The sequence below is a fragment of the Hyphomicrobium facile genome (genome assembly GCF_900116175.1).
Taxonomy (GTDB): Bacteria; Pseudomonadota; Alphaproteobacteria; order Rhizobiales; family Hyphomicrobiaceae; genus Hyphomicrobium_B; species Hyphomicrobium_B facile.
Window position 1 is genome coordinate 953501 of the sequence record NZ_FPCH01000003.1, and the last position, 22270, is coordinate 975770.

The 22270-nt window shown below is 59.8% G+C and carries 17 protein-coding genes; 8 read left to right on the forward strand and 9 right to left on the reverse strand.

From position 1 onward, the window contains the following. The first annotated feature begins 182 nt into the window (after window positions 1-182). On the forward strand, window positions 183-1760 hold the full coding sequence (locus tag BM399_RS17690; RefSeq protein WP_092869021.1) for a winged helix-turn-helix domain-containing protein: 1578 nt from the start codon (window positions 183-185) through the stop codon (window positions 1758-1760). A 39-nt stretch (window positions 1761-1799) separates the two neighbouring features. On the opposite strand, the gene BM399_RS17695 is transcribed toward BM399_RS17690, so the two are convergent. The 3 genes from BM399_RS17695 to BM399_RS17705 are packed head-to-tail and all read right to left on the reverse strand — an operon-like array spanning window position 1800 to window position 6763. Next, window positions 1800-2912: an ABC transporter permease gene (locus tag BM399_RS17695; RefSeq protein WP_092869022.1), complete on the reverse strand. Its 1113-nt coding sequence runs from the start codon at window positions 2910-2912 to the stop codon at window positions 1800-1802. A gap of 3 nt (window positions 2913-2915) precedes the next feature. Beyond that, window positions 2916-5693 (reverse strand): ribosome-associated ATPase/putative transporter RbbA, encoded by a 2778-nt coding sequence (rbbA, locus tag BM399_RS17700; RefSeq protein WP_092869023.1) that lies wholly within the window; start codon window positions 5691-5693, stop codon window positions 2916-2918. After that, window positions 5690-6763 (reverse strand): HlyD family secretion protein, encoded by a 1074-nt coding sequence (locus BM399_RS17705; RefSeq protein ID WP_092869024.1) that lies wholly within the window; start codon window positions 6761-6763, stop codon window positions 5690-5692. The genes rbbA and BM399_RS17705 overlap by 4 nt, the downstream gene beginning before the upstream one ends. Before the next feature lie 439 nt (window positions 6764-7202). Between BM399_RS17705 and BM399_RS17715 the strand changes: the two genes are divergently transcribed. Then, the gene (locus BM399_RS17715; protein WP_092869025.1) at window positions 7203-8384 is read left to right on the forward strand and encodes an acetate/propionate family kinase; all 1182 of its coding nucleotides are present in this window, start codon (window positions 7203-7205) and stop codon (window positions 8382-8384) included. A 26-nt stretch (window positions 8385-8410) separates the two neighbouring features. On the opposite strand, the gene BM399_RS17720 is transcribed toward BM399_RS17715, so the two are convergent. From BM399_RS17720 to BM399_RS17740, 5 genes are all read right to left on the reverse strand, one after another. Then, window positions 8411-10792, reverse strand: a complete 2382-nt coding sequence (locus BM399_RS17720; protein WP_092869026.1) for a glycoside hydrolase family 65 protein — start codon at window positions 10790-10792, stop codon at window positions 8411-8413. A gap of 24 nt (window positions 10793-10816) precedes the next feature. Beyond that, on the reverse strand, window positions 10817-13120 hold the full coding sequence (locus tag BM399_RS17725) for a glycosyl hydrolase family 65 domain-containing protein (protein ID WP_092869027.1): 2304 nt from the start codon (window positions 13118-13120) through the stop codon (window positions 10817-10819). 104 nt (window positions 13121-13224) lie between these two features. After that, a complete protein-coding gene (locus tag BM399_RS17730; protein WP_092869028.1) occupies window positions 13225-13992 on the reverse strand; it encodes an HAD family hydrolase in 768 nt (255 codons plus the stop codon). Window positions 13993-14012: 20 nt separating this feature from the next. Next, window positions 14013-14582: a histidine phosphatase family protein gene (locus BM399_RS17735; RefSeq protein ID WP_092869029.1), complete on the reverse strand. Its 570-nt coding sequence runs from the start codon at window positions 14580-14582 to the stop codon at window positions 14013-14015. 16 nt (window positions 14583-14598) lie between these two features. Then, window positions 14599-17004, reverse strand: coding sequence for a phosphoketolase family protein (locus tag BM399_RS17740; protein WP_092869196.1), 2406 nt, complete (start codon window positions 17002-17004; stop codon window positions 14599-14601). Window positions 17005-17229: 225 nt separating this feature from the next. Here BM399_RS17740 and BM399_RS17745 point away from each other — a divergent pair, with 225 nt between their 5' ends. Continuing rightward, entirely contained in the window at window positions 17230-18417 is a 1188-nt protein-coding gene (locus BM399_RS17745) for a BaiN/RdsA family NAD(P)/FAD-dependent oxidoreductase (RefSeq protein ID WP_280140585.1), read from the forward strand. Window positions 18418-18581: 164 nt separating this feature from the next. Here the strand turns inward: BM399_RS17745 and BM399_RS17750 are convergent, their stop codons facing one another. Beyond that, entirely contained in the window at window positions 18582-18947 is a 366-nt protein-coding gene (locus BM399_RS17750) for an SPW repeat protein (protein ID WP_092869031.1), read from the reverse strand. Window positions 18948-19301: 354 nt separating this feature from the next. Between BM399_RS17750 and BM399_RS17755 the strand changes: the two genes are divergently transcribed. From BM399_RS17755 to BM399_RS17775, 5 genes are all read left to right on the forward strand, one after another. Next, the gene (locus BM399_RS17755) at window positions 19302-20132 is read left to right on the forward strand and encodes a cytidylate kinase family protein (RefSeq protein ID WP_092869032.1); all 831 of its coding nucleotides are present in this window, start codon (window positions 19302-19304) and stop codon (window positions 20130-20132) included. A 49-nt stretch (window positions 20133-20181) separates the two neighbouring features. After that, window positions 20182-20904 (forward strand): SDR family NAD(P)-dependent oxidoreductase, encoded by a 723-nt coding sequence (locus BM399_RS17760; RefSeq protein WP_177228201.1) that lies wholly within the window; start codon window positions 20182-20184, stop codon window positions 20902-20904. A 70-nt stretch (window positions 20905-20974) separates the two neighbouring features. Then, entirely contained in the window at window positions 20975-21409 is a 435-nt protein-coding gene (locus BM399_RS17765; protein ID WP_092869034.1) for a CBS domain-containing protein, read from the forward strand. Window positions 21410-21572: 163 nt separating this feature from the next. Beyond that, on the forward strand, window positions 21573-21821 hold the full coding sequence (locus BM399_RS17770; RefSeq protein ID WP_092869035.1) for a hypothetical protein: 249 nt from the start codon (window positions 21573-21575) through the stop codon (window positions 21819-21821). A gap of 169 nt (window positions 21822-21990) precedes the next feature. Next, the gene (locus tag BM399_RS17775) at window positions 21991-22260 is read left to right on the forward strand and encodes a hypothetical protein (protein WP_092869036.1); all 270 of its coding nucleotides are present in this window, start codon (window positions 21991-21993) and stop codon (window positions 22258-22260) included. Window positions 22261-22270: the final 10 nt, after the last annotated feature.

Consider the following 22270-nt stretch of genomic DNA (forward strand, 5'->3'; position numbering starts at 1 on the left):
AAGCCGCGCTGGCGTCTTCTGTGCTTGGAGATTGCCTAGCGGAGCGCCGAAAGGCTTTGCGGCGACCTTCAAATACTCTTTGGTTTACCTTGGAATTACGTCCAAGGGCGCCTTAGGGGCCGGAGCTATGCTATGTACCCCAGACGAACACTCTCCAGATTGCTGCCGCGCGGGGCTCTTACGTGCATTTTCTGTTCTCAGACTGTGTCCTCGACCCAGAGCGCCGAGAGCTTACGCGAGCCTCGAAGGCGGTAGGCGTCGGACCGCAAGTCTTCGATCTGCTCCTCTATCTGGTGCAAAACCGCGACCATGTGGTGAGCAAGGATCATATGATCGATGCCGTGTGGGGCGGCCGCATCGTTTCGGAATCGACGCTCACCAGCCATATCAATGCGGTTCGCAAGGCCATCGGAGACAGCGGCGAGGATCAGTTCCTCATTCGCACTGTCCCTCGAAAAGGTTTCCGCTTCGTAGGTGAAGTCACCGAAGCTCAAGCGTCAGAGCGTTTCTCGACTGAGGCTTCCGGCGCAGCGACAGACGTCCCCCGTCCCGCGCTCCCCCTCCCAAGCAAGCCGTCCATTGCCGTATTGCCTTTCCAGAATTTGAGCGGAGATCCTGAGCAGGCCTATTTCGCAGACGGTGTTGTGGAGGAAATCATCACGGCGCTGTCGCGCGTGCGCTGGCTGTTCGTGATCGCGCGCAATTCGAGCTTTACGTACCAGGGCCGGGTTGTCGACGTGAAGCAAGTGGGCCAGGAACTCGGAGTCGGATACGTGTTGGAAGGCAGCTTGCGCAAGGCCGGCGACCGCATCCGCATCACAGGGCAGCTCATCGAGGTTTCGACCGGCGCTCATCTCTGGGCGGAGCGTTTCGAAGGACAGCTCGAACATATCTTCGAGCTGCAAGATGAGATCGCAGCAGGCGTCGTTGGCGCGATCGCGCCTCAGGTCGAATTGGCCGAGATCGAGCGTGCCAAGAGCAAGCCGACGGCCAGTTTGAACGCGTACGACTGCTACCTGCGCGGGATCGCTCACACGCATCGGGGCACAAGGGAGGCCATCGCGGAGGCTTTGTCCCTGTTCCGGAGAAGTATCGAGTTGGATCCCGAGTTCGCGGCCGCTCATGCGATGGCGGCTTGGTCCTATTTTTGGCGCAAGGTCAACGGTTGGACAGAGGACAGCGCACGGGAAATCGCCGAGGGGGAGCGCCTGGCGCGGCGCGCCATCGAATTGGGCAGGGACGATGCTGTGGCCCTGACGCGAGGTGGCCATGCACTGGCGCATCTAACAGGCGATCTCGACAGCGGTATCGCGCTGCTCGACAGGGCCGTATTCCTGAACCCGAACTTGGCCTCGGCATGGTTTCTCGGCGGCTTTCTACGGACCTGGCACGGCGAATGCGAAAGCGCGATCGAACACTTTGAACGAGCCATGCGGCTGAGCCCTGTCGACCCCGAACTTTATCGGATGCAGGCGGGGATCGCGATGGCGCATCTATTTGCCGGCCGTATCGAGACGGCCTCTACGTGGGCGGAGCGGTCGTACGGTAATCTCCCGAGTTTCCTCATGGTCGTGGCGCTTATCGCGGCGACCCGAGCGCTCAGCGGCCGCCATGAGGACGCAAAGCGTGCCATCGAGAAGGTGCGGAAGCTCGATCCGGCGCTGCGCGTTTCAAATCTCTCGGCTTGGCTGCCGATCAGCCGCCCCGAGCACTTTTCGATATTTGCCGATGGCCTACGGCAAGCTGGACTTGCTGAGTGAGCAGCTGATCACGCGCGGAGCGTCCGCTCGACGTGGTGACTACTTGAGAAACTCCCTGAAACGTCGCAGCGCGATGACAAACAGAATAGATCCGATCACGAGCAGACAAAGCAGCTGCGGCCATACCACGTCGAAGCCCGCGCCGCGAAACAGCACCGCCTGCGCAAACATGACGAAGTGCGTGTTGGGTGCTGCGAGCATGATGGTTTGGATGATCTCCGGCATGCTTTCGCGTGGTGTCATCGTTCCGGAAAGCATTTGCAGGGGAAGCAGGACCATAATCAACAGCAAGCCGAACTGCGACATGGACCCGGCAATGGTCGCAAGAAAAATGCCGAGCGACGTGGTCGCGAACAGCATCAGCACCGTGCCAAACATGAAGAGGGTGACGGAGCCTGCGATCGGAATATGAAGCAGGCCCTGCACGACCACAACGAGCGCAACCAAGGATGCGATGAGGACGACGAGCGCCATCGACCACACCTTGCTCAGCATGATTTCGAGGGCCGTGACTGGCATGACGAGGAGATGCTCGATGGTGCCGTGCTCGCGTTCACGGATCAGTGCGGCTCCTGTGAGCACGATCGACAGCATGGTGATCGACGTAATGATATTGGTGATGGCGCTAAACCAGCCGTTGTTGAGTTCCGGGTTGAAACGCGACCTGAGCGCCAGGTCGACGGGCAGGCTCGACTGGCCGCGGTAGCGGTTGAGGAACTCGGTGATCTCGCCCGATACGATCGACTGGAGATAGCCGCCTCCAGTGAGGGCCTGAGATATTCGCGTCGCATCGATGTTGATCTGGATGGTCGGCGACCTTCCGGCGAGCAAATCCCTCTGGAAGTTTGGCGGGATATCGAGCGCAAACGTATCGCGGCCCGCATCCATTCGGTGGTCCATCTCTGATTGGGAGATAATCTCGGGGGTCACAAAATAGGGTGGATAGAGCGCCGTAATGATGCGCGTGGAGACGGGAGACTGGTCCTCGTCGACGACGGCGATGGTGGCGCGGTTAAGCGTCTCGGGAGCGGCGGTTGAGGCCGTGTAGATAGACACGGTGAACGCATAGACGATCAAGATCATCATCAGGGGATCGCGCAGGAGGCCGCGCAATTCCTTGATGCCGAGATTGAAGATGTTGTCCAAGCGCATGGGTCAGCTCTCCTGCTTCTTGAGCAACGCAGCGCCGATGCAGTAGATCACGGGCACCGCAAGGAGCAGTGGCAGAAACGCCGAAGTCAGGTCGGCGAAGTGTAAGCCTTTGGAGAAGGTGCCGCGTGTAATGATCATAAAGTAGGTGGTTGGATAGATCTCGCCGATAAATCTGCCGAATCCCTGCAACGAGGCTACCGGATCAATCAATCCCGAATACTGTGTTGCTGGGATAAGGGTGATCAGCACGGTGCCGAAAATTGCGGCGATCTGGCTCTTCATGAAAGCGGATGTGACGAGGCCCATCCCTGTCGAAAAGATAACGTAGAGGAGCGCGGCCGCCGCGTAGGTGGGAAAGCTACCAGTGAAGGGTACGCCGAAGACGAAGACCGCGAATGCGGCGAGCATCACCGAGTTCAGAAAGGCAAGCGCGACATACGGCAGCTGCTTGCCGAGCAGGAACTCCATGCGCGTCACCGGCGTGGCGTAGAAGTTGATGATTGATCCCAGCTCCTTCTCACGCACAACGCTCAGCACCGAGAGCATGGCCGGAATCATCAGGAGCAGGATTGGGATGACCCCCGGTGCGATGGCAACAAGACTTAAGATGCCCGGATTGTAGCGGTAGCGGACCTCAAGATTGAAATCCGTGCTTTCGGCGGCCTTGCCATACTGTTCGCGTGCCTTCTGCTTCAGCCACTTCGTGTGCATACCCTCGACGTAGTTGCGGATCGTCTCCGCTCGCGTGGGCATGGCGCCGTCGATCCAGGCGCCGATCTGTACGTTCTTGCCACGAGCGATATCGCGGGCGAAGTTCGGCGGGATCTCAATGGCGAGGTTGATCTCGCCGTTCTCCATGCGCCGATCGAGGTCGGTGTAGTCGGTGATCGGCGCTTTTTCCGTGAAGTATCGCGAGCCCGCGATCTGCAAAGCGTAGTCGCGACTGAGAGTCGTGTCGTCGCGATCGAGCACGGCAAAGGTGAGATTTTCCACATCCAAGTTGATGCCGTAGCCGATGACGAACATCAGGATGAGCGATCCTAGTATCGCCAGCGTCGCACGGATCGGATCGCGGCGCAGTTCCAAGGTCTCGCGCTGCGTATAGGCGAACATGCGCCGGAGATCGAAGAAGCGATTGGCTGGCGGAGCCGCAGGGGGTGTTGCGGGCCTATCCTTCGCGTCGCCATCCGGAGGAGGGGGTTGCGATGACGACTTTTTATCTCCGATGGCATCTTCGAGATAGGCAATGAATGCTTCGTCGAGCGAATGCGCGTGGCGCTTGGCAATAATCGCCGCCGGTCGGTCGCAGACGAGTACCTTACCCGCATGCATCAAGGAGATGCGATCGCATAGCTCCGCCTCATTCATGAAGTGCGTCGAGACGAAGATCGTGACGTTGTCTTTGCGAGACAGGTCGGACAGCATCTGCCAGAAGCCGTCGCGGGCGAGCGGATCGACACCGGAGGTCGGTTCATCGAGGATCAGGATATCCGGCGAATGGATCATCGCGACAGCGAGCGACAGGCGCTGACGGATGCCGAGCGGCAACGCATCGGGCAGGGTGTCCATCACGTCTGCAAGATCGAACCGCTGCGCCATCTCAGTGATACGCGCCGGGATGATGTCCGGATTCATTTGAAAGAGGCGCGCGTGCAGGTTGAGGTTCTGGCGAACGGTGAGCTCGGTATAGAGAGAGAAGGCTTGGCTCATGTAGCCGACGCGGCGGCGAATGCCGATGTCATTCGGATCGACCTCGCGGCCGAAGAGCTTGGCAGTCCCCTCCGTTGCCGGCAACAGGCCGGTCAACATCTTCATGGTCGTGGTCTTGCCGCAACCGTTCGAGCCGAGGAATCCGAAAATCTCGCCGCGTGGAATGCGAAAGCTCACATTATCAACCGCGGTGAAATTACCAAAGCGCATGGTGAGATGCTCAGCCTCGATCGCGATCTCGCCGTCGGAAGAGTCGTCGCGAGGTGGAATTACAACTGCTTGGTGGCCCCGGCGCTTTTCCTCAGGCAGGAGCGCGATGAAAGCGGCATCAAGGTTCTCAGCACCGGTCTCCGCCAGGAGGTCAGATGGCGTACCGGTAGCCAGCACACGCCCCGCATCCATGGCGATCAGCATGTCAAAGCCCTGGGCCTCTTCCATGTAAGCGGTCGCGACGATGACGCTCATGCCCTCCCGGTCATGGCGGATATCGTCGATCAACTCCCAGAACTGCCGCCGTGACAAAGGATCGACACCGGTGGTCGGCTCATCGAGGATGAGCAGGTCTGGATCGTGAATCAGCGCACAACACAGTCCGAGCTTCTGCTTCATGCCGCCGGAAAGCTTGCCAGCGGGGCGATCTACGAACGGAGACAATCCCGTGCGCTGCAGGAGATTGGCAATTCGGCGTTTGCGCTCTCGCGCGTCATGGCCGAATAGGCGGCCGAAAAAGTCGACGTTCTCGAAAACGGAGAGGGTCGGGTAGAGATTCTTGCCCAGCCCTTGCGGCATGTAGGCAATGCGCGGACATACCGATTGGCGATGATGAGCGTCGGCGATATCGCCGCCGAGCACTTCAAGACGACCGGTCTGAAGCACGCGAACGCCAGCGACAAGCGACAAAAAACTCGACTTTCCGACGCCATCGGGCCCGATGAGGCCTACCATGCGGGCGTGCGGTAGCTCGAGCGAGACGCCGTCGAGGGCGTGGACCTTACCGTAGGAGAGGCTTACCCCTTCTGCTCGAACGACCGGCCGGCAATCCGGCAGCCTGGAAGGAGATTGCTCGTTCATTGCGGTGGATTCAGCTGCAGATTCGCCGGCCACGTCGCGTCGGGTGACAACTTCACATAGGCTCTGCCCGGCAGACCTGTCTTGACGTATTTGATGTATTTCTTCAGCAATTCCGGCGAGATCTGCGCCTTGATCCGAAACATCAGCTTCTGGCGCTCTTCTTCAGTCTCCACCGTCTTGGGCGTGAACTGCGCGACGTCGGAGACGTAGGTGATCTTGGCGGGAAGCACGTATTGGGGCACTGCATCGAGAACGATGCGTGAGTCGGAACCAAGGGCTACACGGCCGGCCTGCTCTGTCGGGAGGAAAAATGTCATGTGCACGTCGCCGAGATCGACGAGATTGAGCACGCGGCCGCCCGCGGAAAGAACCTCGCCCGGTTGAGCAACCCGGTATTGGACGCGACCTGGACGTGGCGACCTCAGTATACTGTCGTTGATGTCGGTTGTTATGCTCTCGATCGTCGCCTGTGCGGCGTCCACGGCGGCTTTGGCATCGATGACCGCCGCTTTGGCCGATCCAATGGCTGCGTCCGACGCGGCCACTTGCGCTTCGGCAGCGGCCATGGCTGCGCGTGCGGCTTGCTCCGAGGCGCGGTCATCATCGAGCACCTGCTGGGAAACCGTATTCTTCTTAACGAGATACTCGGACCGAGCGAGCTTACGCTCTGCATTATCAAGCTGCGCGCGGCGTTGCTCGACTTGGGCGACGTTCGCTTTCCGCTCCGCCTCACGCTGGGTCACGAGGCTCTCCGCGGTATCGATACTGATCTTCGCCCGCCTCAGTTGGGCTTCGGCTTGCCTGCGCTGGGCTTCGAGCTGGTCGGTATCCATGCGGGCGAGTACCTGCCCGGCTTCGACGAAATCTCCTTCATCGACCAGGATCTCCTTGATCCGTCCCGCTGTCTTGGTCGCCACGTCGATCTCAACGGCTTCGATGCGACCGTTGCCGGAGGCTATTCCGGCCGGCAGACCTCCGCTTGGAAGTGCGCTCCAAAGAACGTAGGCGGCGACAATGGCCGCCAGTACCCCCACAATCCATTTCCAGCGGGACTTCGAATCAATCTTCATGTGCGTCTCGATCGTCGAATGTCATGGTGCGCGGTAGCTCCTTCGGCGCGGCGCCGGCTCCAGTGTTCGAGTTGCCATTTCGCCTTTCGCATCGATCTTCATGGCAGCACCGCGAAGCCAGGCACGAAGGAAAGGAGCGCTGGCCTGGTGTCGGCGATTACAACGTGAACGGATTTTTAACGTTCCGATGCGGCATTTCGCGAAACACTCGGCAAGATGAGACGGTCTTGCCGGACATCGCAGCAGATGTTGGTGTAGATGTCGCTTACGTGCACCGATGCTTTGGATCGAAGCGTCAGCTTTTTGCCATGGTCATAAGCAGTGCCGTTCAAACGGATCGCCGCCGGCCTTTTCATGCGCTTGGCATGGATAGGCAGCGCGTTGCGATGTTGAAGAAGCTCGTCGCCGCATTGCGGCCGCTCAAAGGCTCGCAAGCGCGATGAGCAACAATATGCTTCTGACATTCAATCCGGGCTCCTCATCGGTCAAGATCGGACTTTTTGAGATCGAGGATTGCTGTACGCGCCGATTGGCAAAAGGTGTCATCGATTTCCAAAAGCGGCCACTTGCGTTTCGTGTGACGGAGGGCCCGTCGACCTTCGAGACTGAACTGGGGGCTGATGAAGGCGCTGATTTGAGCAGCGTACTGCGGGAGGCATTTGGTTATCTCGCCGAGCACTTTGACATGTCCTTGGTCAAGGTGATCGGTCATCGTGTCGTGCATGGCGGCGACCTCTTTGGCGGACCGGTGCAACTCGATGATGATGCGATCAAGGCGATTGAAAGCCTGATCCCGCTAGCGCCGCTGCATCAGCCGCAAAGTGTGCGGCTGATCCGGGCGCTTCGGCAAGTGCGGCCAGATTTGCCGCAGGCGGCATCATTCGATACTGCGTTTCATCGCACGAACAGCGATGTTGTTCGCCGGTTCGCTCTGCCGCGTGCACTCCATGACCAGGGCATCAAGCGCTATGGCTTTCATGGCCTCTCCTACAAACACATCGCGAACATGCTGGGGCGAAAGGTGCCTGAGTTGTGCAAAGGTAAGGTCGTCGCGGCCCATCTCGGCAGCGGCGCGAGCCTCTGCGCCCTGGAGGATGGCGTCAGCCGCGATACCAGCATGGGCTTCTCGACGCTGGACGGAATTCCCATGGCGACACGCTGCGGCGTGCTCGATCCGGGCGTCGTGCTGCACCTACTCGGTGCCTTTAAACTGTCGCTCGCGGAGGTCGAAGATCTCCTCTATCACCGCTCGGGTCTCCTTGGCGTCTCGGGCATCAGTGCCGATAGCCGAGTGCTTCTTGAGGACGGCCGGCCGGAGGCAATGGATGCCATCAACCTTTTCACCTTCCGAACTGCAGGTGAGATTGGGAGGCATGCGGCCACGCTCGAGGGTCTTGATGCTCTCGTCTTCACTGCCGGCGTCGGCGAAAATCAGCCAAGCATCCGTGCAGCGATCTGCGCGCGGTTGGCATGGCTTGGAGTCGAACTCGATCCAGTCGCGAACGCCGCGAATGAGTTCCGGATCAGCAGCAGGACAAGCCGAGTTGCCGCCTTCGTCATTCCTGCCGATGAAGAGCAGGTGATTGCCGACGAGGCGCTTGCCATCCTAAAGGAAAGCTAGTGAACCGGTGACCGCAATCGTCGATCTTACCACTTGCTCACTGGCCGAACGGCTAGCGGATGCTCCCGAGTTAGCTGAATTTCTTCCGTTTCGTGGCGTATCACAAGGCTTTTGCCCTCACGTAGCGTGTACTCCACTTTCTCCTGCCTGATTTCAACTTCCAACATCTGTCCGCGGTACATCACGGGAAACCGAAGTATCGCGTTTACCTGCGGCGCGCGGCGTGGCCGGAATGAGAGTTTCCCGCCGTCGTCCCGCATGCCTCCGAAGCCATAGGTGAGCAACATCCAGATGCCGCCCATGGATGCGATATGGCAACCATCCTTCACGTTGCCGCCGACGTCAGCCAGGTCCATCAGCAGTGCCGCCATCCCGTACCGGACGGCTTTCTCCATATCGCCGGCTTGCGCGGCAATGATCGCCTCGACGCAAGTCGACAACGATGAATCGCCGGTGGTTAAAGGATCGTAGAAGTCAAAGTTGCGTTTTTTGGTCTCTGTTGAAAAAGCATCACCCAACAGGAACATGGCCAAAATCACATCGGTCTGTTTGATGACCTGTTTTCTATAAATGTTCAGCGGATGGTAAAATCGCAGCAGCGGATAGTGATCGCGCGGAGTGGAGCGGAAGTCCCATGGCTCCTTGTCGAGAAAGCTGTCATCCTGCGGAATGATCTTCAACCTCTCATCATATGGCACGTACATGTGCTCTGCCGCCCGTGCCCACGCAGCCACCTCAGAGTGCTCGAGCGCGGTCTTATGCACGAGGACGCTGTAGGCCTCTGGTTCCCCCGCGCGTAGGTCGTCAACAGTTCGAGCCGCAAAGCGTAGGTTCTCCCGGGCCATGAGGTTCGTATATGCGTTGTTGTTGACGACGGTGTTGTACTCGTCGGGCCCTGTCACAGCGTTGATGCAGAATTTCCCGCCTTTTGCGTCCGAGTAGAAGCCTAGGTCGAGCCAAAGGCGTGCCGTTTCCACGAGCATCTCGGCACCGTAGTCCCACAGGAATTGCTCGTCGCCGGTTGCTTCCACGTACTTGCGCAATGCGTACATGATGTCTGCATTGATGTGGTACTGCGCGGTGCCAGCGGCATAGTATGCCGAGGCTTCTTCGCCGTTGATGGTGCGCCACGGGAACATTGCTCCTCGCTGGTCCAATTCCTTGGCGCGCGCTCGCGCCTGCGGCAGCATTTTGTAGCGGAAAGTCAGTAAATTCCTGGCGATGCGGGGAGAGGTATAGATGAGGAACGGCAGGAGGTAGATTTCGGCGTCCCAGAAATAATGTCCCTCGTATGATTGTCCGGTGAGGCCTTTCGCCGGTACCCCTTCGTCATCCGCGCATGCAGAGGCCTGCAGGATGTGAAACAGATTGAAGCGGATCGCTTGCTGGATCTCGATCGTCGTGCGCTTCGCGCGGTCTTCTCGGATATCCTTTACCTGGACATCGCTATGGTGCCAGAAGTCATCGAGATAGTTCTCTTGGGCGGCGAGTAAGCGCTCAAATCCCTGGGCCGTTGTGCGGTCCAACGCCCATTCGGCACGACCGCAAAGTTCTTCGGGCGAAGCCGTATGCGACGTGTGATAGACGATGTATTTGGTGAGATGGATGGGACAGTCGGGCTTCGCCTCGACCGTGAAGGCAACCTGCCCGAAATCTTCGTTGTGAACGGCTTTGTAAGCGTGCGGACACGCGGTCTCTAACTTGTGGTCGGTGGCGCAGGTCAGGGTTAGACGACTCCGCTCGGTCGCGTGGCACAGCACGATGCGACGATCTCTGGAATAGTTCGCTCGGCCATGAAGCACCCGGCCTGAAAATACTCTCGCCTGTCGCGGATCAAATTGGTTGGTGCGGACGTTCAATTCATTCGTCGCCATCTCCGAAGAGATCACGATGGAAGCTTCCGCGTTGAGCAGCGTCACACGATAGGAAATGGCGGCGACGTGCCGATGGACAAAAGAGATCAGACGCCGGGATGTGATCGAGACGTGTTTGCCTGCCGGCGTTTCCCAGATGAGCTCGCGGTCGAGTGTCCCCGACTTCATGTTGAGACGGCGCTCGTAGTGCTTGAGGGTCGCGTGGGGTAGCCAGAACGGCTCGTCGTCGACGAATAATTTGATGATCTTGCTGTTGGTCACGTTGCAAATCGTCTGCCCGGTTTTCGCGAAGCCATAGGCATCTTCTCCGTAGACGATCGGCCACGTTTCATAGAACCCGTTGATCAGGGTGGCGTTCTCGGCATTGGGGCCGCCTTCCTCCGGACACCCGCGCATGCCGAGGTACCCGTTGCCAACCGCCATCACCGTTTCGAGTTGGGCCAGGAACTCGGGGTGATACCCTTTCTCGATGATATTCCACTCGTCGGCCGGGTAATCATGGGATGGCGGCCTGAGGGGTTCGTGATGGATCATCGCGCTGCTCCCGAACGACCGGATCTATCGCGGGCCAGCTTCTATCGAGACCTGCAGCGTCGCGCCCGCGATCAATTTCCGCGTGGCAGCTGCGATCCGCATATCCATCTCGTCGCCCTCCAAGAGCGTCGCGTCCACGGTCCCATCGGCGATGCGGATCGCCACCGAGCGGCATCTCCAGCGCACGTGGAATGACAAGCTCTTCCATTGAGGTGGTATCTTTGGGTCGATTGAAAGCGTATCGCCCATCAGGTCGAGACCAGCGAAGCCGAGCACCACTGCTTGCCACAGCGAACCGAGCCCGGCGATGCGTACGCCACCGGCACTGTTAGGGTCGCGGTCCAGGTTGGTGGCCGCAGTCTCGCGGCGATAGCTCAGCGCTATCTCCGGATGGCCCAGACGCGCAGCTACTCGCGCATGCATTCCCGCGCTGAGCGAACTGCCGTGGGCACAACGCGCCTCGTAATGGCGAAAGTTCGTCTCGGCCATGGCACCGGGGAATTCTTCGGGCAGGAGCGCGATCAGAGCGATTACGTCGGCTTGCTTGACCACCTGCGAACGCCGCGTCGCCTGGCGGCCGATCACCACGTCAATAGGCACGGTGCGGTCGGTATAGCCGGCGAGATCGATGAATTCCAACGCATGAAAGCCGGTGAACTGCTCATAGAGCCCCGTCGCCGGATCGAGACCGACTACGATGCGTGCCACCGCGTCGCGCCAGTCCGCAAACTCATCCTCGGTAAGTCCCAGCTTGTCCTGCAGTGTGGCGGCATGCTCGGGCCAGCGTGCGCGTAGCAGATCCATTGCCTCAAGCGCGCGCCTGATGTTCCAGCGCGCCATCACATTGGTGAAGGCGTTGTCGTCAACGTCGTCGTGGTATTCATCCGGCCCGATCACGTGGCGAATGTGCCGCCTGCCATCCGCCTCGGCCACCGCGCGCGACGCCCAGAAGCGGGCCGTGTCGAGTAGGATCTCGGCGCCAGCGCGAAGGAAGAAGTCGTCGTCTCGCGTCGCGTTCCAGTACTGCCACACTGCGTAGGCGACGTCGGCGCTGATGTGATGCTCCATACGGCCGGTCAGTATGTCCACCACGCTGCCGTCCTGCGCGACCACACGTTCCGGCGTGGTCTCGGTGCCGGTGTCAGTCGATTCCCAGGCGAAGAGTGCGCCCTTGAAGCCGAAATGCTTAGCCTTCGCCCGCGCGCCAGGCAGCGTATGAAAGCGATACATCAGCAAAGCCCTAGCGGCTTCCGGCCAGACTGCGGTGTAGAAGGGCAAAAGGTAGATCTCGGTGTCCCAGAAAACGTGGCCGAGATAGGCGTCACCGGTTAGGGCCCGCGCTCCGATCGATACGCGATCGTCCTCGGGGTTGGCGGCGCTCGTCAGATGATAGACCGCAAAGCGCGCAGCTTGCTGTGCATCGTCATCGCCCTCGATGATTATGTCGCCTGCGAGCCAACGCTTATTCCAGGCTTCCTCGTGTGCGGCCAGTACGGCGCGCCAGCCAAGTGCGCGGTTGCGATCAAGCGCACGAGCGGCGGCGCGCGAGGTCGGATCGCACTCCGGCGTGTCGGCGCGCGCCACTGCGACCAGGCGGTCAAATTCGGCCACCTGTCCGGCAACGGACTGCCAACACCAAGTCCACTGCAGTGGAAAAGGTTGGTTCGGAGCAAGCGGATTATCCCCGACCCGCAGCGATGCGGCCCCGGTCATTGCCACACACTTAGCTGTGCTCTCCGTCCGCCACGCGCCTATATCCCGCTCGAGCCTCATCGGCTCCATGCCGAGCCCTGCCATCGCGAAACTGGCTTCCAGCTTTACGTCCACGCCATCGCGGTCAACCAAGATTCGTACAAGCTGCAGTCCCGTCGAGCGGTCCGCGAGGGAGAGCAGACGAAGCTCGCTCGCGGTCACGGTGATGCCCGCCGGTGTGCGATGGGTCCAGGTCGACAGCAGCAAGCCACGATGCATGTCGAGCTTGCGAGTGCCCCGGAGTAATTCACCCTTCCACCCCAGCACCGGTTGACCGTCCAACAGAATGCGTACGCGGGACCAATCGGCGACGGGGACCAATGCGGAAACCGGTGGCTCGGTGTTAGGCACGTCGAAAAGGCCGGCGACGTAGCAGCGCGGCCACGATGCCCATCGGCTATATCCGAGCCACGCGACCCAGGTTGGGCCCCGGCTAAGGGAGCGAGCGGCGCGCATTCCCAAGAAGCCATTGCTGAAGGCGAAGCGGGACTCCAGGGTGCTCTCGGATAGTATGTTGTAACCTTCGTGACTGAGCACCCATCCAGGCTCTGCGGTCGGTTTAAGCGCCTCGCGCATTGGCGTATCTGCGTCACCAAGAGAGCCGGAGCGTAGAGCACTCTTCGCCAGGGCAGAGTTCGGAAAATGCTCGCGTCCCGTTGGCAGCATGGGACTGAAACCTCTCAGGAGGCAGCGTGAGACGACGGCGTTTCAACCAGTTCGCCCAGATCGTTCGTCACGAGACGCGCGCCGGCGCGCTCAAGCTCTTTGGCATTGCCCCCGCGGGCGACGCCGATGACAAGTCCGAAGTGTCCTCTCGAGCCAGCCTGGACGCCTGAGATGGCGTCCTCGATGACAACCGTTCGTGCCGGTTCAACCCCAAGCAGCCGTGCCGCTGTCAAGAAGGTATCCGGCGCCGGCTTACCAGCCAAATGCTCCGCACGGGCCACATTGCCATCCACGAGCATGTCAAAACAGTCTTCCAACTTGGCGGCCTTTAGAACAGCGCTGCAGTTCTGACTGGACGTGACGACGCCGAGTTTGAAGCCGCTGTCGCGAAGCTGATGAACGAGCCGCACGGTTCCCTCGTAAGGCTCGACTCCTTCCCGTTCGATGATCTTGTTGACCAATTCATTCTTGCGGTTGCCCAGTCCGCCGACTGTCTCGGCATCCGGTGGATCGTCGGGGCTTCCCTCGGGAAGCGCGATACCGCGAGACGCGAGGAAGTCGCGAACGCCGTCGAAGCGGGGCTTGCCGTCAACGTAGAGCCGGTAGTCCGTCGCGGGGTCGAAGGGGCGAAAGTCTTCCCCTCGCTCAGTCGCCCGCTTCTTAAGGTACTCGTCGAACATTTCTTTCCAACATGCGGCATGCATGCTGGCAGTGTCCGTGATCACGCCATCGAGATCCAGGAGGACAGCATCGTAAAGGTCTCGGGTGATGACGTGCTCCATCGATCGCGCTCCTCTTAGGTTCAGTCGATGATGGGTCCATTCCAAACGCGCACGGCGGGGATATCCCGGTAGTAGCCGAGGACACTCAGCGTGCCCGTATCCAGCAGAAAATGCTGACCGGCGCTGGGAGACAACCTGATCCAACGCGCCGCGAGCACGCGCAGCACGTGCCCGTGCGCAAACAGAGCGGTGTCGCCGCCGACCGCGCGCGCCCGGGCTATCACTCGGTCTACGCGCGCACCTACTTGTTCCGGCGTCTCGCCACCCGGGCATCCATCCCGGAAAATCAGCCAGCCCGGCGCGACTTCGCGGATCTGCTTCGGCGTCAACCCTTCGTAGTCCCCGTAGTTCCATTCAGCGAGGTCGGAATCGATGACGACGTTATCGCCGCAGCCTGCAAGCTCGCAGGTCTCTCGGGCTCGCTGCATCGGGCTGCACAGAACCAGTTTGAAGGCGTTCCGCGACAGTACGGACCGCATTCGCTCAGCCAGGCGCCGGCCATTGTCGGTCAGGGGGATGTCGGTCGACCCAGTGTGCTGGCCGCTAAGGCTCCACTCTGTCTCTCCGTGCCTGATCGCGAACACGTTCACGCTCGCCTCCGCACGTTCAAGCGTTGTCAGCTTCTGTCGACCGAACTCCAGCGGAGCCCGCTTCCTGTCCCCACCGCCAGCCGGTGATCTCGGGCATGTCGTCACCGTAGCGGCAGATGTATTCCCGGTGATCGATGAGCTTGTCGCGAATGGCTTGCTTGGCGTAAGCGGCCCGCTCCCTGAGCTTCGGCACTCGGTCGATCACGTCGCTTACCAAGTGAAAACGGTCGAGGTCGTTCAGGACGCACATGTCGAACGGGGTCGTGGTGCTACCCTCTTCCTTGTATCCGCGCACGTGGATGTTCTTGTGGTTCGTTCGCCGGTAGGTCAGCCGGTGAATGAGTGCCGGGTAGCCGTGGAAGGCGAAGATGACCGGCTTTTCGGCTGTGAACAGAGCGTCGAAATCGTGATCGGAGAGACCATGCGGGTGTTCGCTGGCCGGCTGCAGCTTCATCAGATTGACGACGTTGATGACACGCACTTTCAGATCGGGGGCGTGCCTTCGCAGGAGGTCGACGGCGGCCAGAGTTTCCAATGTCGGAACGTCGCCGCAGCACGCCATTACGACATCAGGCTCGCCACCCCGGTCGTTGCTGGCCCACTCCCAGATGCCCAGTCCAGCTTCGCAGTGCTTGATCGCCTCGTCCATGGTGAGCCACTGAGGTGCAGGCTGCTTTCCGGCGACGACGACGTTGACGTAGTTACGGCTGCGCAGGCAGTGATCGGTGACGGACAGCAAGCAGTTGGCATCGGGTGGGAGATAGATGCGGACCACCTCGGCCTTCTTATTGGCCACATGATCAAGGAACCCAGGGTCTTGGTGGCTGAAGCCATTGTGATCCTGGCGCCAGACGTGGCTCGACAGAAGATAGTTCAGTGAACTGATAGGTCGCCGCCACGGAATGCCATTGCACACCTTCAGCCACTTGGCGTGCTGGTTGAACATCGAATCGATGATGTGGATGAACGCCTCGTAACATGAGAAGAATCCGTGTCGGCCCGTCAGGAGATAGCCTTCCAGCCAGCCCTGACACTGGTGCTCGCTTAGCATCTCCATCACTCGCCCGTCAGGCGCCAGATGATCATCCCAAGGAACTGTCTCTGCGACCCAGGCACGATTGGTGACTTCGAGCACATCCTGCCAGCGGTTCGAGTTGTTCTCGTCGGGGCTGAAGAGCCGGAAATTTCGTTCCTCTAGGTTCAGCTTCATCACATCGCGCAGGAACCGGCCCATGACCCGCGTGGATTCCGCGAAAACGGCGCCGCGGCTTGGCACGTCGACCGCATAATCGCGGAAATTCGGAAGCCGCAGTTCGCGAAGGAGTAATCCGCCATTGGTGTGCGGGTTGGCGCTCATGCGGCGTGTGCCGCGAGGCGCTAGATCGGCCAACTCCGGCCGCAGACGGCCGCTGTCGTCGAAGAGTTCGGCCGGTTTGTAGCTCTTCATCCACTCTTCGAGAATGCGCACGTGTGCTGGATTCTCGTGCATCTCGCCCATTGGCACTTGGTGCGAGCGCCAGTAGTCCTCGGTGCGCTTACCATCGATCTCTTTCGGGCACGTCCAGCCCTTGGGCGTGCGAAGTACGATCATCGGCCAGCGGGGCCGTTCGCCAAAACCATTCTGCCGCGCGTCGGCCTTGATGCGCTGAATTTCACCCAAGACCTTATCGAGGGTGGAGGCCATCAGCTCGTGCATCGTTGCCGGTTCATGCCCCTCGACAAAGTACGGCGTGTAGCCATAGCCGCGGAACAGGTGATCTAGCTCCTCATGACTAATCCGGGCGAGAACGCAGGGATTGGCGATCTTGTAGCCGTTGAGGTGAAGGATCGGCAAAACCGCCCCATCGGACGCCGGGTTGAGAAATTTGTTGGAATGCCAACTCGTTGCCAGCGGCCCGGTTTCCGCCTCACCATCGCCGACGACACAGGCAACGATCAGATCCGGGTTATCAAAGGCCGCCCCGTAGGCATGCGACAGCGCGTATCCGAGTTCGCCGCCTTCATGAATCGAACCGGGCGTCTCGGGTGCCACGTGACTCGGGATGCCGCCAGGAAATGAGAACTGCGTAAACAGGCGCTTCATGCCCTCTTCGTCGCGAGTGATATTCGGATAAACCTCGCTGTAGGTCCCCTCGAGGTAGGCATTGGCGACAATCCCCGGCCCGCCGTGTCCGGGGCCGGTGATGTAGATCATGTCAAGGCCGAGCTTCTTGATGATCCGGTTCAGGTGCACGTAGATGAAGTTCAAACCGGGTGTCGTTCCCCAGTGACCAAGGAGCCGCGGCTTGATGTGTTCCTTTGTGAGGGACTGTTTGAGCAGCGGGTTGTCATAGAGATAGATCTGGCCGACCGACAGGTAATTGGCGGCGCGCCAATACGCATCCATTAGGTTCTGCTCTTTGGCGGACAGGACGTTTGCCATATTTGCCTCCTGATCCGTGATGCTCGAGCCGCTCATGTGGCCGACCACCTGGAAGGTTATACGTCGGGTGTCGCGGAGCTACTTTCCCAATATCCCAAAGTTCCTCGTCGGCGATCGAGAGGACGTCTGCCGGAGGGCAATTTGCGGGGTTGCCGCACTCAATGGAACAGTATTGATGCAGCCTCTGACTAAAGCTGAGGTCAAGAGAGGTCGCGCAGCAGATCCGTGAGCACTAGAGCATCCAGTCGTTACGACGCAATCATACTAGGCGCAGGTGGTGCGGGGATGATGTGTGCCCTCACTGCGGGCCAGCGCGGACGCAAGGTTCTCTTGATTGATCATGCCGACGAGCCGGGAAAGAAGATCCTCATCTCGGGCGGCGGCCGCTGCAATTTTACCAATCTCCATACTCCGGCCGAGCGGTATCTGTCAGCCAACCCCCACTTCGCCAAGTCGGCGCTGCGCCGCTTTCGCCCCGAAGACTTTATCGCCCTGGTCGAGCGCCATCACATATCTTGGCATGAGAAAACGCTGGGGCAGCTTTTCTGTGACGGCTCGGCCAGGCAGATCGTCGCCATGCTTCTCGATGAGTGCGCCAAAGGACACGTCGAGCTGAGGCTTGGATGCAGTGTGCGCGCGGTGGATCACGCAGATGGGACGTACCGCGTCAGCTGTGGTGATGAGACGGCCACCGCGCCCGCACTTGTGATCGCAACTGGTGGCCTGTCCATACCGAAAATGGGGGCGACCGGATTTGCCTACGATCTTGCCCGCAAGTTCGGTCTCGCGGTCCTCGCGCCCCGACCTGCGCTTGTGCCGCTGACGCTTGGGAAAGACGAGTCGCTGTTCCAGTCGCTGTCGGGTGTCTCGGCCGATGTCATGACGCGATGTGGCAACGTCGCATTTCGCGAGGCGGCGCTATTTACCCACAAGGGGCTGTCGGGTCCGGCCATACTGCAGATTTCCTCGTACTGGACGCCCGGCGAGGAGATCGGCATCGACTTTCTGCCACAGCTCGGATCGGCCTGGCTCCTCGACGCAAAGCGCAGCTACCCCCGTTCCGCGCTGCGCTCCGTGCTGGCGCATGCGTTGCCTGCGCGTCTCGCCGAAGCTCTGGCTGAGCGCTCAGGGCTCAAGGGGGAGCTCGCAAACACTCCCGACCGAATGCTTGAACAGGTTCAGCGGCGGCTTTCCGACTGGCGCTTTCGCCCCACCGGCACCGAAGGGTTCGCCAAAGCCGAAGTCACGGCCGGCGGGATCAGCACCGACGAGCTGTCTTCGCAGACCATGCAAGCAAGGAACGTGAGCGGACTTTACGCGATTGGCGAAGCGGTAGATGTGACCGGCTGGCTGGGCGGCTATAATTTTCAATGGGCTTGGGCCAGCGGCTGGGTGGCGGGTCAAGCTCTGTAGGCCGCCTCCTCATGGGATGCTGTCGCGTGCAGCGTCTCTTTGGCATTTGCCAGCGCGTCAGGGTACAGCAGCTCTTTCTTCACCAAGCGAGCGCATCGCCTGACAAAGCTGCTATGTCGATCCCGTTCACGACATATAAGGGCGGCCATGAACGGGCCGCTCCCTCAACCTCCGGCACTCATATGCCCTGAAGTGTGCTCGTTCGCCGACCACAGCGAAAGGACGATTGCTGCGATGCCGATCGCTATGCTTGTGCGCGTCGCTACCGCATGGCCGCTGAAGCTCAACACCCATGGCGCTACGATCAGCCAAGCTCCCAAGACTGCACTGATCCACTCCTCCCAGACGCGGAAGGCAAACAGAGCCGCCAGAGCCAGCAACGTGATGACGGCCCCGACGATGTGTGCATTCAGTGCAGCGTTGGCTTCCGTTGCATAGTTTAGTGCCCAAGGCGAGATGAACAGTGCAATTCCCAGCAGGACGTTGACCGAGTCCTGCCAATCGCTTGTGATGTTTTGCCTTGCATCCATTGCCAACCTCCTTCGGCTGACATCGCGAGTCCCATCATGGGAATTCGCATCGGTGTATGTGAGGTAATTGTTCGTCGAACGCGTTCAAGGACGCTGGAGCCTGAATCGAAAAATTTGATCGATCGCTCGCGTTACCGCAATGCAATACGCCCATCGCGTGTGTGGGGCGGTCCGCCTGGGCCAGCGTCGGTAACCTTGCCAAGACACTCCGTACAAGTTGCGATGGCGGAAACAATGGCCTAAAATTCTTCAGATTGGATTCATTGGGCGGCGAGCGCGAGCTCTAAGTACCTTTGCGGGCCATCGGGCCTGCAAGCGCATCCTCCGGCACGCGATGCCGCAAAGGAGGATACAATGGCTGTCATTGCCATGACGCGCGAGATGGCGACGCGCGGGAGCGAAGTTGCGGCGGGCCTAGCAAAGCGATTGGGGCTTGCCATTGTTCACCATGAGATCGTCGAGCACGACATCGCCGAACGAGCCGGCATGCCGGAAAGCGACGTGCATCGATTTCTCGAAGGCGAGACGTCGTTGTTGGAGCGGTGGACGCTCGATCGCAAGCAAATGTCCCGGTGTACCGCTCAAGAGATTCTGGAGCTGGCGCTAAAGGGAAACGTGCTGATCAGGGGCTGGGGCGCCACCTATCTCCTGAAATCTGTTCCGCATGTCGTCTGCGTACGTATCTGCGCGCCGATGCTATTTCGTGAAAGAGTCCTGATGGAGCGGCTCGGCGTTGGCATCGCCGAGAACGCGCGGCGGGAAATCGAGCGCAGCGACGCCGCTCACAACGGAACGATGCAAAGGCTTTTTGGCATCGACTGGGAGGATCCGTCGCTCTATGCGATCGTGCTCAATACCGCACGGGTCCCGGTCGAAGACTGCGTCGAACATATCGTTCGCCTGGTGGAGAGCTCGACATTTCAGGAGACCGCGCGATCCCGCAACGTGCTGATGGATCAGGTCATCCTGTTTCGGGCGCGAGCCGCCATGGATCGACGGTTCGGCGCCAAGTCCATTCAAAATTGCCTTGATGTGCACGTTTTCAGCGGCAAGGTGCTGCTCACGGGAGCGACGACAGATCAACAGATGATCGTCGATGCGGTGCGTTTGCTGCAAGGCGTTGAAGGTGTCACAACTGTCGAGAGCAAGGTCGCCCATGTTGCTTTCGTTCCGCACGCGGACTGACAGCTAGTTTGCTGGCCGAGCAAGAAACGTAACGCCAAAGGAGATGGCCATGGCAACCGGGTTGGACGGCAAATGTGCTCTTGTTACGGGTGTTAGTGGAAGCGGACAGGTCGGGGTAGCAGTAGCCCAAGCGCTCGCTGACCTTGGCGCGAGTCTCGCGATCTCGGCTCGCAATCGAGCCAATGTCGAGGCGCGGGCTGCTGAGCTACGCTCACGTGATGCTCGGGTTCTGGCGCTACCTGCCGATCTGACTAACGAGCAACAAGTGAATGAAGCGATCGATCGGATGGTTCGAGAGTACGGTCGCATCGATATTCTGGTGAACTTGGCGGGCGGGCTCACGCGTTACAAACCGGCTGTGGAGCACTCCTTGGATGACTGGCAGCATGAGATGAACAACAATCTTTTGTCGTCATTCTTGTGCTCGCGCGCCGGCTTTGTCCGCATGCGGGATAGTGGGGGTGGAACCATCATCAACTTCGCCCGGGCCGGGCTGCCTCAGGCCAATATGGTCGCCTACAATTGCGCCAAAGCGGGCATCGAGGCGCTCACGAGAACGTTCGCACTCGAAGGACGTGACGTGGGCATCCGTGTCAACGCTGTGGCGCCGGGCTTAGTAGATACGGAATCCAACATCGCTGCGATGAAGCCTAAAGATCTCAAGCATTGGGCGAAACGCGATGATGTTGCTCAAGCCGTTGCATTTCTGGCGAGCGACGCATCTGCCGGAGTGACAGGGCAAGTCCTAGCAGTCACTGGATGGGGCGTATGAGCCTCCGAATTGGCTGCAGTTTTTGAGATGCTCGTTGATGGTTGCCGGAGATTTCGAGAGGTGACCCAAGATGGCAACCGTGAGAGATGTGCTCGCCCAGAAAGGGCGTGAAGTCCATCACATTCATCCAGACGCTTCAGTGCTGGTCGCACTTGAGATGATGGCGAAGCATCGGATTGGGGCATTAGTCGTTATCGACGGCGGCATTCTCACCGGGATCATCACTGAACGAGATTACGCCCGGAAGGTCGTGTTGAAGGGGCGGACCTCTCCCAGGACGCTGGTGCGGGAGATCATGTCGACTACAGTCATCTGCACTCGGCTCGATCAAACCGTAGAAGAGTGCATGGCAATCATGACCGCGAAGGCCGTTCGCCATCTTCCGGTCATTGAGCACACGGAGGTTATCGGCTTGGTTTCGATCGGCGATCTCGTCAAAAACGTCATCGCGGATCAAAAATTCATTATCGAGCAGCTCGAACATTACATCAAAGGCGACCGCTGATTCACAAGCGGGCGAGCGGGGGGCGGCGCTATTGGTCCTCATGGAGGCGGGCTACCCTCAGCGGTCGCGTAAATGCGGACCGATGTCGAGCTGAAGCATGAGTTGAAGCATGCTGGCCGGTTCGTCCGAAGCGCTAGCGCGCCTAGATTGTGGGAGACGCGAGATGCAAATCGAAGAAACAAAGGGTCGGTTTGGGTTTCATTTTTCAGCAGGCGATGACGACGCCCGTCCGTCAGCGGCGTTCGTCCAGATCTATGTGAAATCCAGCGCCATGAGCCGGGCGGCTGATCTACCGATTTCTCCGCATTTGATGACGGCAGCCGAGATTGATCGTTTTGTCGACGATGCGATCTTAGCTCTAGAGGCCCTCCGAAACGATGCGAAAAGTGCGCTGGCGATGGGCCTACCGTGACGGGAGGTTCGGATCGGATCGAGCGCCCGACGGCGGCAGCTGCGTGATCCGTTACGGTGTGATTATCTTCGGCCGGTAAAGGCCGGGGCATTGAATCCCTCGCAGGATCTTCCCATGTTTTTTATGGAATGCCGGCGTTTGGAGCCGGTGTTGCCTGGAGGGTGTTCCAATGGGGACCACTCTTCCGCAAAGCATCATCTACGAGACGGCCGACGCGCGGAGTGTTGAGCGCGAAATGTCGTCGCTGGAGATGCTTGAGCACATGTCATTTTTCGCGGTCCTCGTCCTCTCTCCGTCCCTGTTCGACCATGAGTTCGCCTGGCAAAAGGAAGCCGACGACTTTCGCCGGGCTGCCGACGAAGCGGAACGGCAGGCTTATAAGGCGAGCCAGCACGTTTCGACTCGTTGCCCTGACGGGGCCGGAGATGCGTGTGCGTAGGTTTGCGGAC

Coding starts and splice junctions, on each gene's coding strand:
- BM399_RS17765 (WP_092869034.1), top strand. CDS start 20,975: ATGGCAACCGTGAGAGATGTGCTCGCCCAGAAAGGGCGTGAAGTCCAT.
- BM399_RS17720 (WP_092869026.1), bottom strand. CDS start 10,792: ATGATCCATCACGAACCCCTCAGGCCGCCATCCCATGATTACCCGGCC.
- BM399_RS17730 (WP_092869028.1), bottom strand. CDS start 13,992: ATGGAGCACGTCATCACCCGAGACCTTTACGATGCTGTCCTCCTGGAT.
- BM399_RS17750 (WP_092869031.1), bottom strand. CDS start 18,947: ATGGATGCAAGGCAAAACATCACAAGCGATTGGCAGGACTCGGTCAAC.
- BM399_RS17715 (WP_092869025.1), top strand. CDS start 7,203: ATGAGCAACAATATGCTTCTGACATTCAATCCGGGCTCCTCATCGGTC.
- BM399_RS17760 (WP_177228201.1), top strand. CDS start 20,182: ATGGCAACCGGGTTGGACGGCAAATGTGCTCTTGTTACGGGTGTTAGT.
- BM399_RS17775 (WP_092869036.1), top strand. CDS start 21,991: ATGGGGACCACTCTTCCGCAAAGCATCATCTACGAGACGGCCGACGCG.
- BM399_RS17740 (WP_092869196.1), bottom strand. CDS start 17,004: ATGGCAAACGTCCTGTCCGCCAAAGAGCAGAACCTAATGGATGCGTAT.
- BM399_RS17695 (WP_092869022.1), bottom strand. CDS start 2,912: ATGCGCTTGGACAACATCTTCAATCTCGGCATCAAGGAATTGCGCGGC.
- BM399_RS17755 (WP_092869032.1), top strand. CDS start 19,302: ATGGCTGTCATTGCCATGACGCGCGAGATGGCGACGCGCGGGAGCGAA.
- BM399_RS17705 (WP_092869024.1), bottom strand. CDS start 6,763: ATGAAGATTGATTCGAAGTCCCGCTGGAAATGGATTGTGGGGGTACTG.
- BM399_RS17725 (WP_092869027.1), bottom strand. CDS start 13,120: ATGCGCGAGGCGCTTAAACCGACCGCAGAGCCTGGATGGGTGCTCAGT.
- rbbA (WP_092869023.1), bottom strand. CDS start 5,693: ATGAACGAGCAATCTCCTTCCAGGCTGCCGGATTGCCGGCCGGTCGTT.
- BM399_RS17770 (WP_092869035.1), top strand. CDS start 21,573: ATGCAAATCGAAGAAACAAAGGGTCGGTTTGGGTTTCATTTTTCAGCA.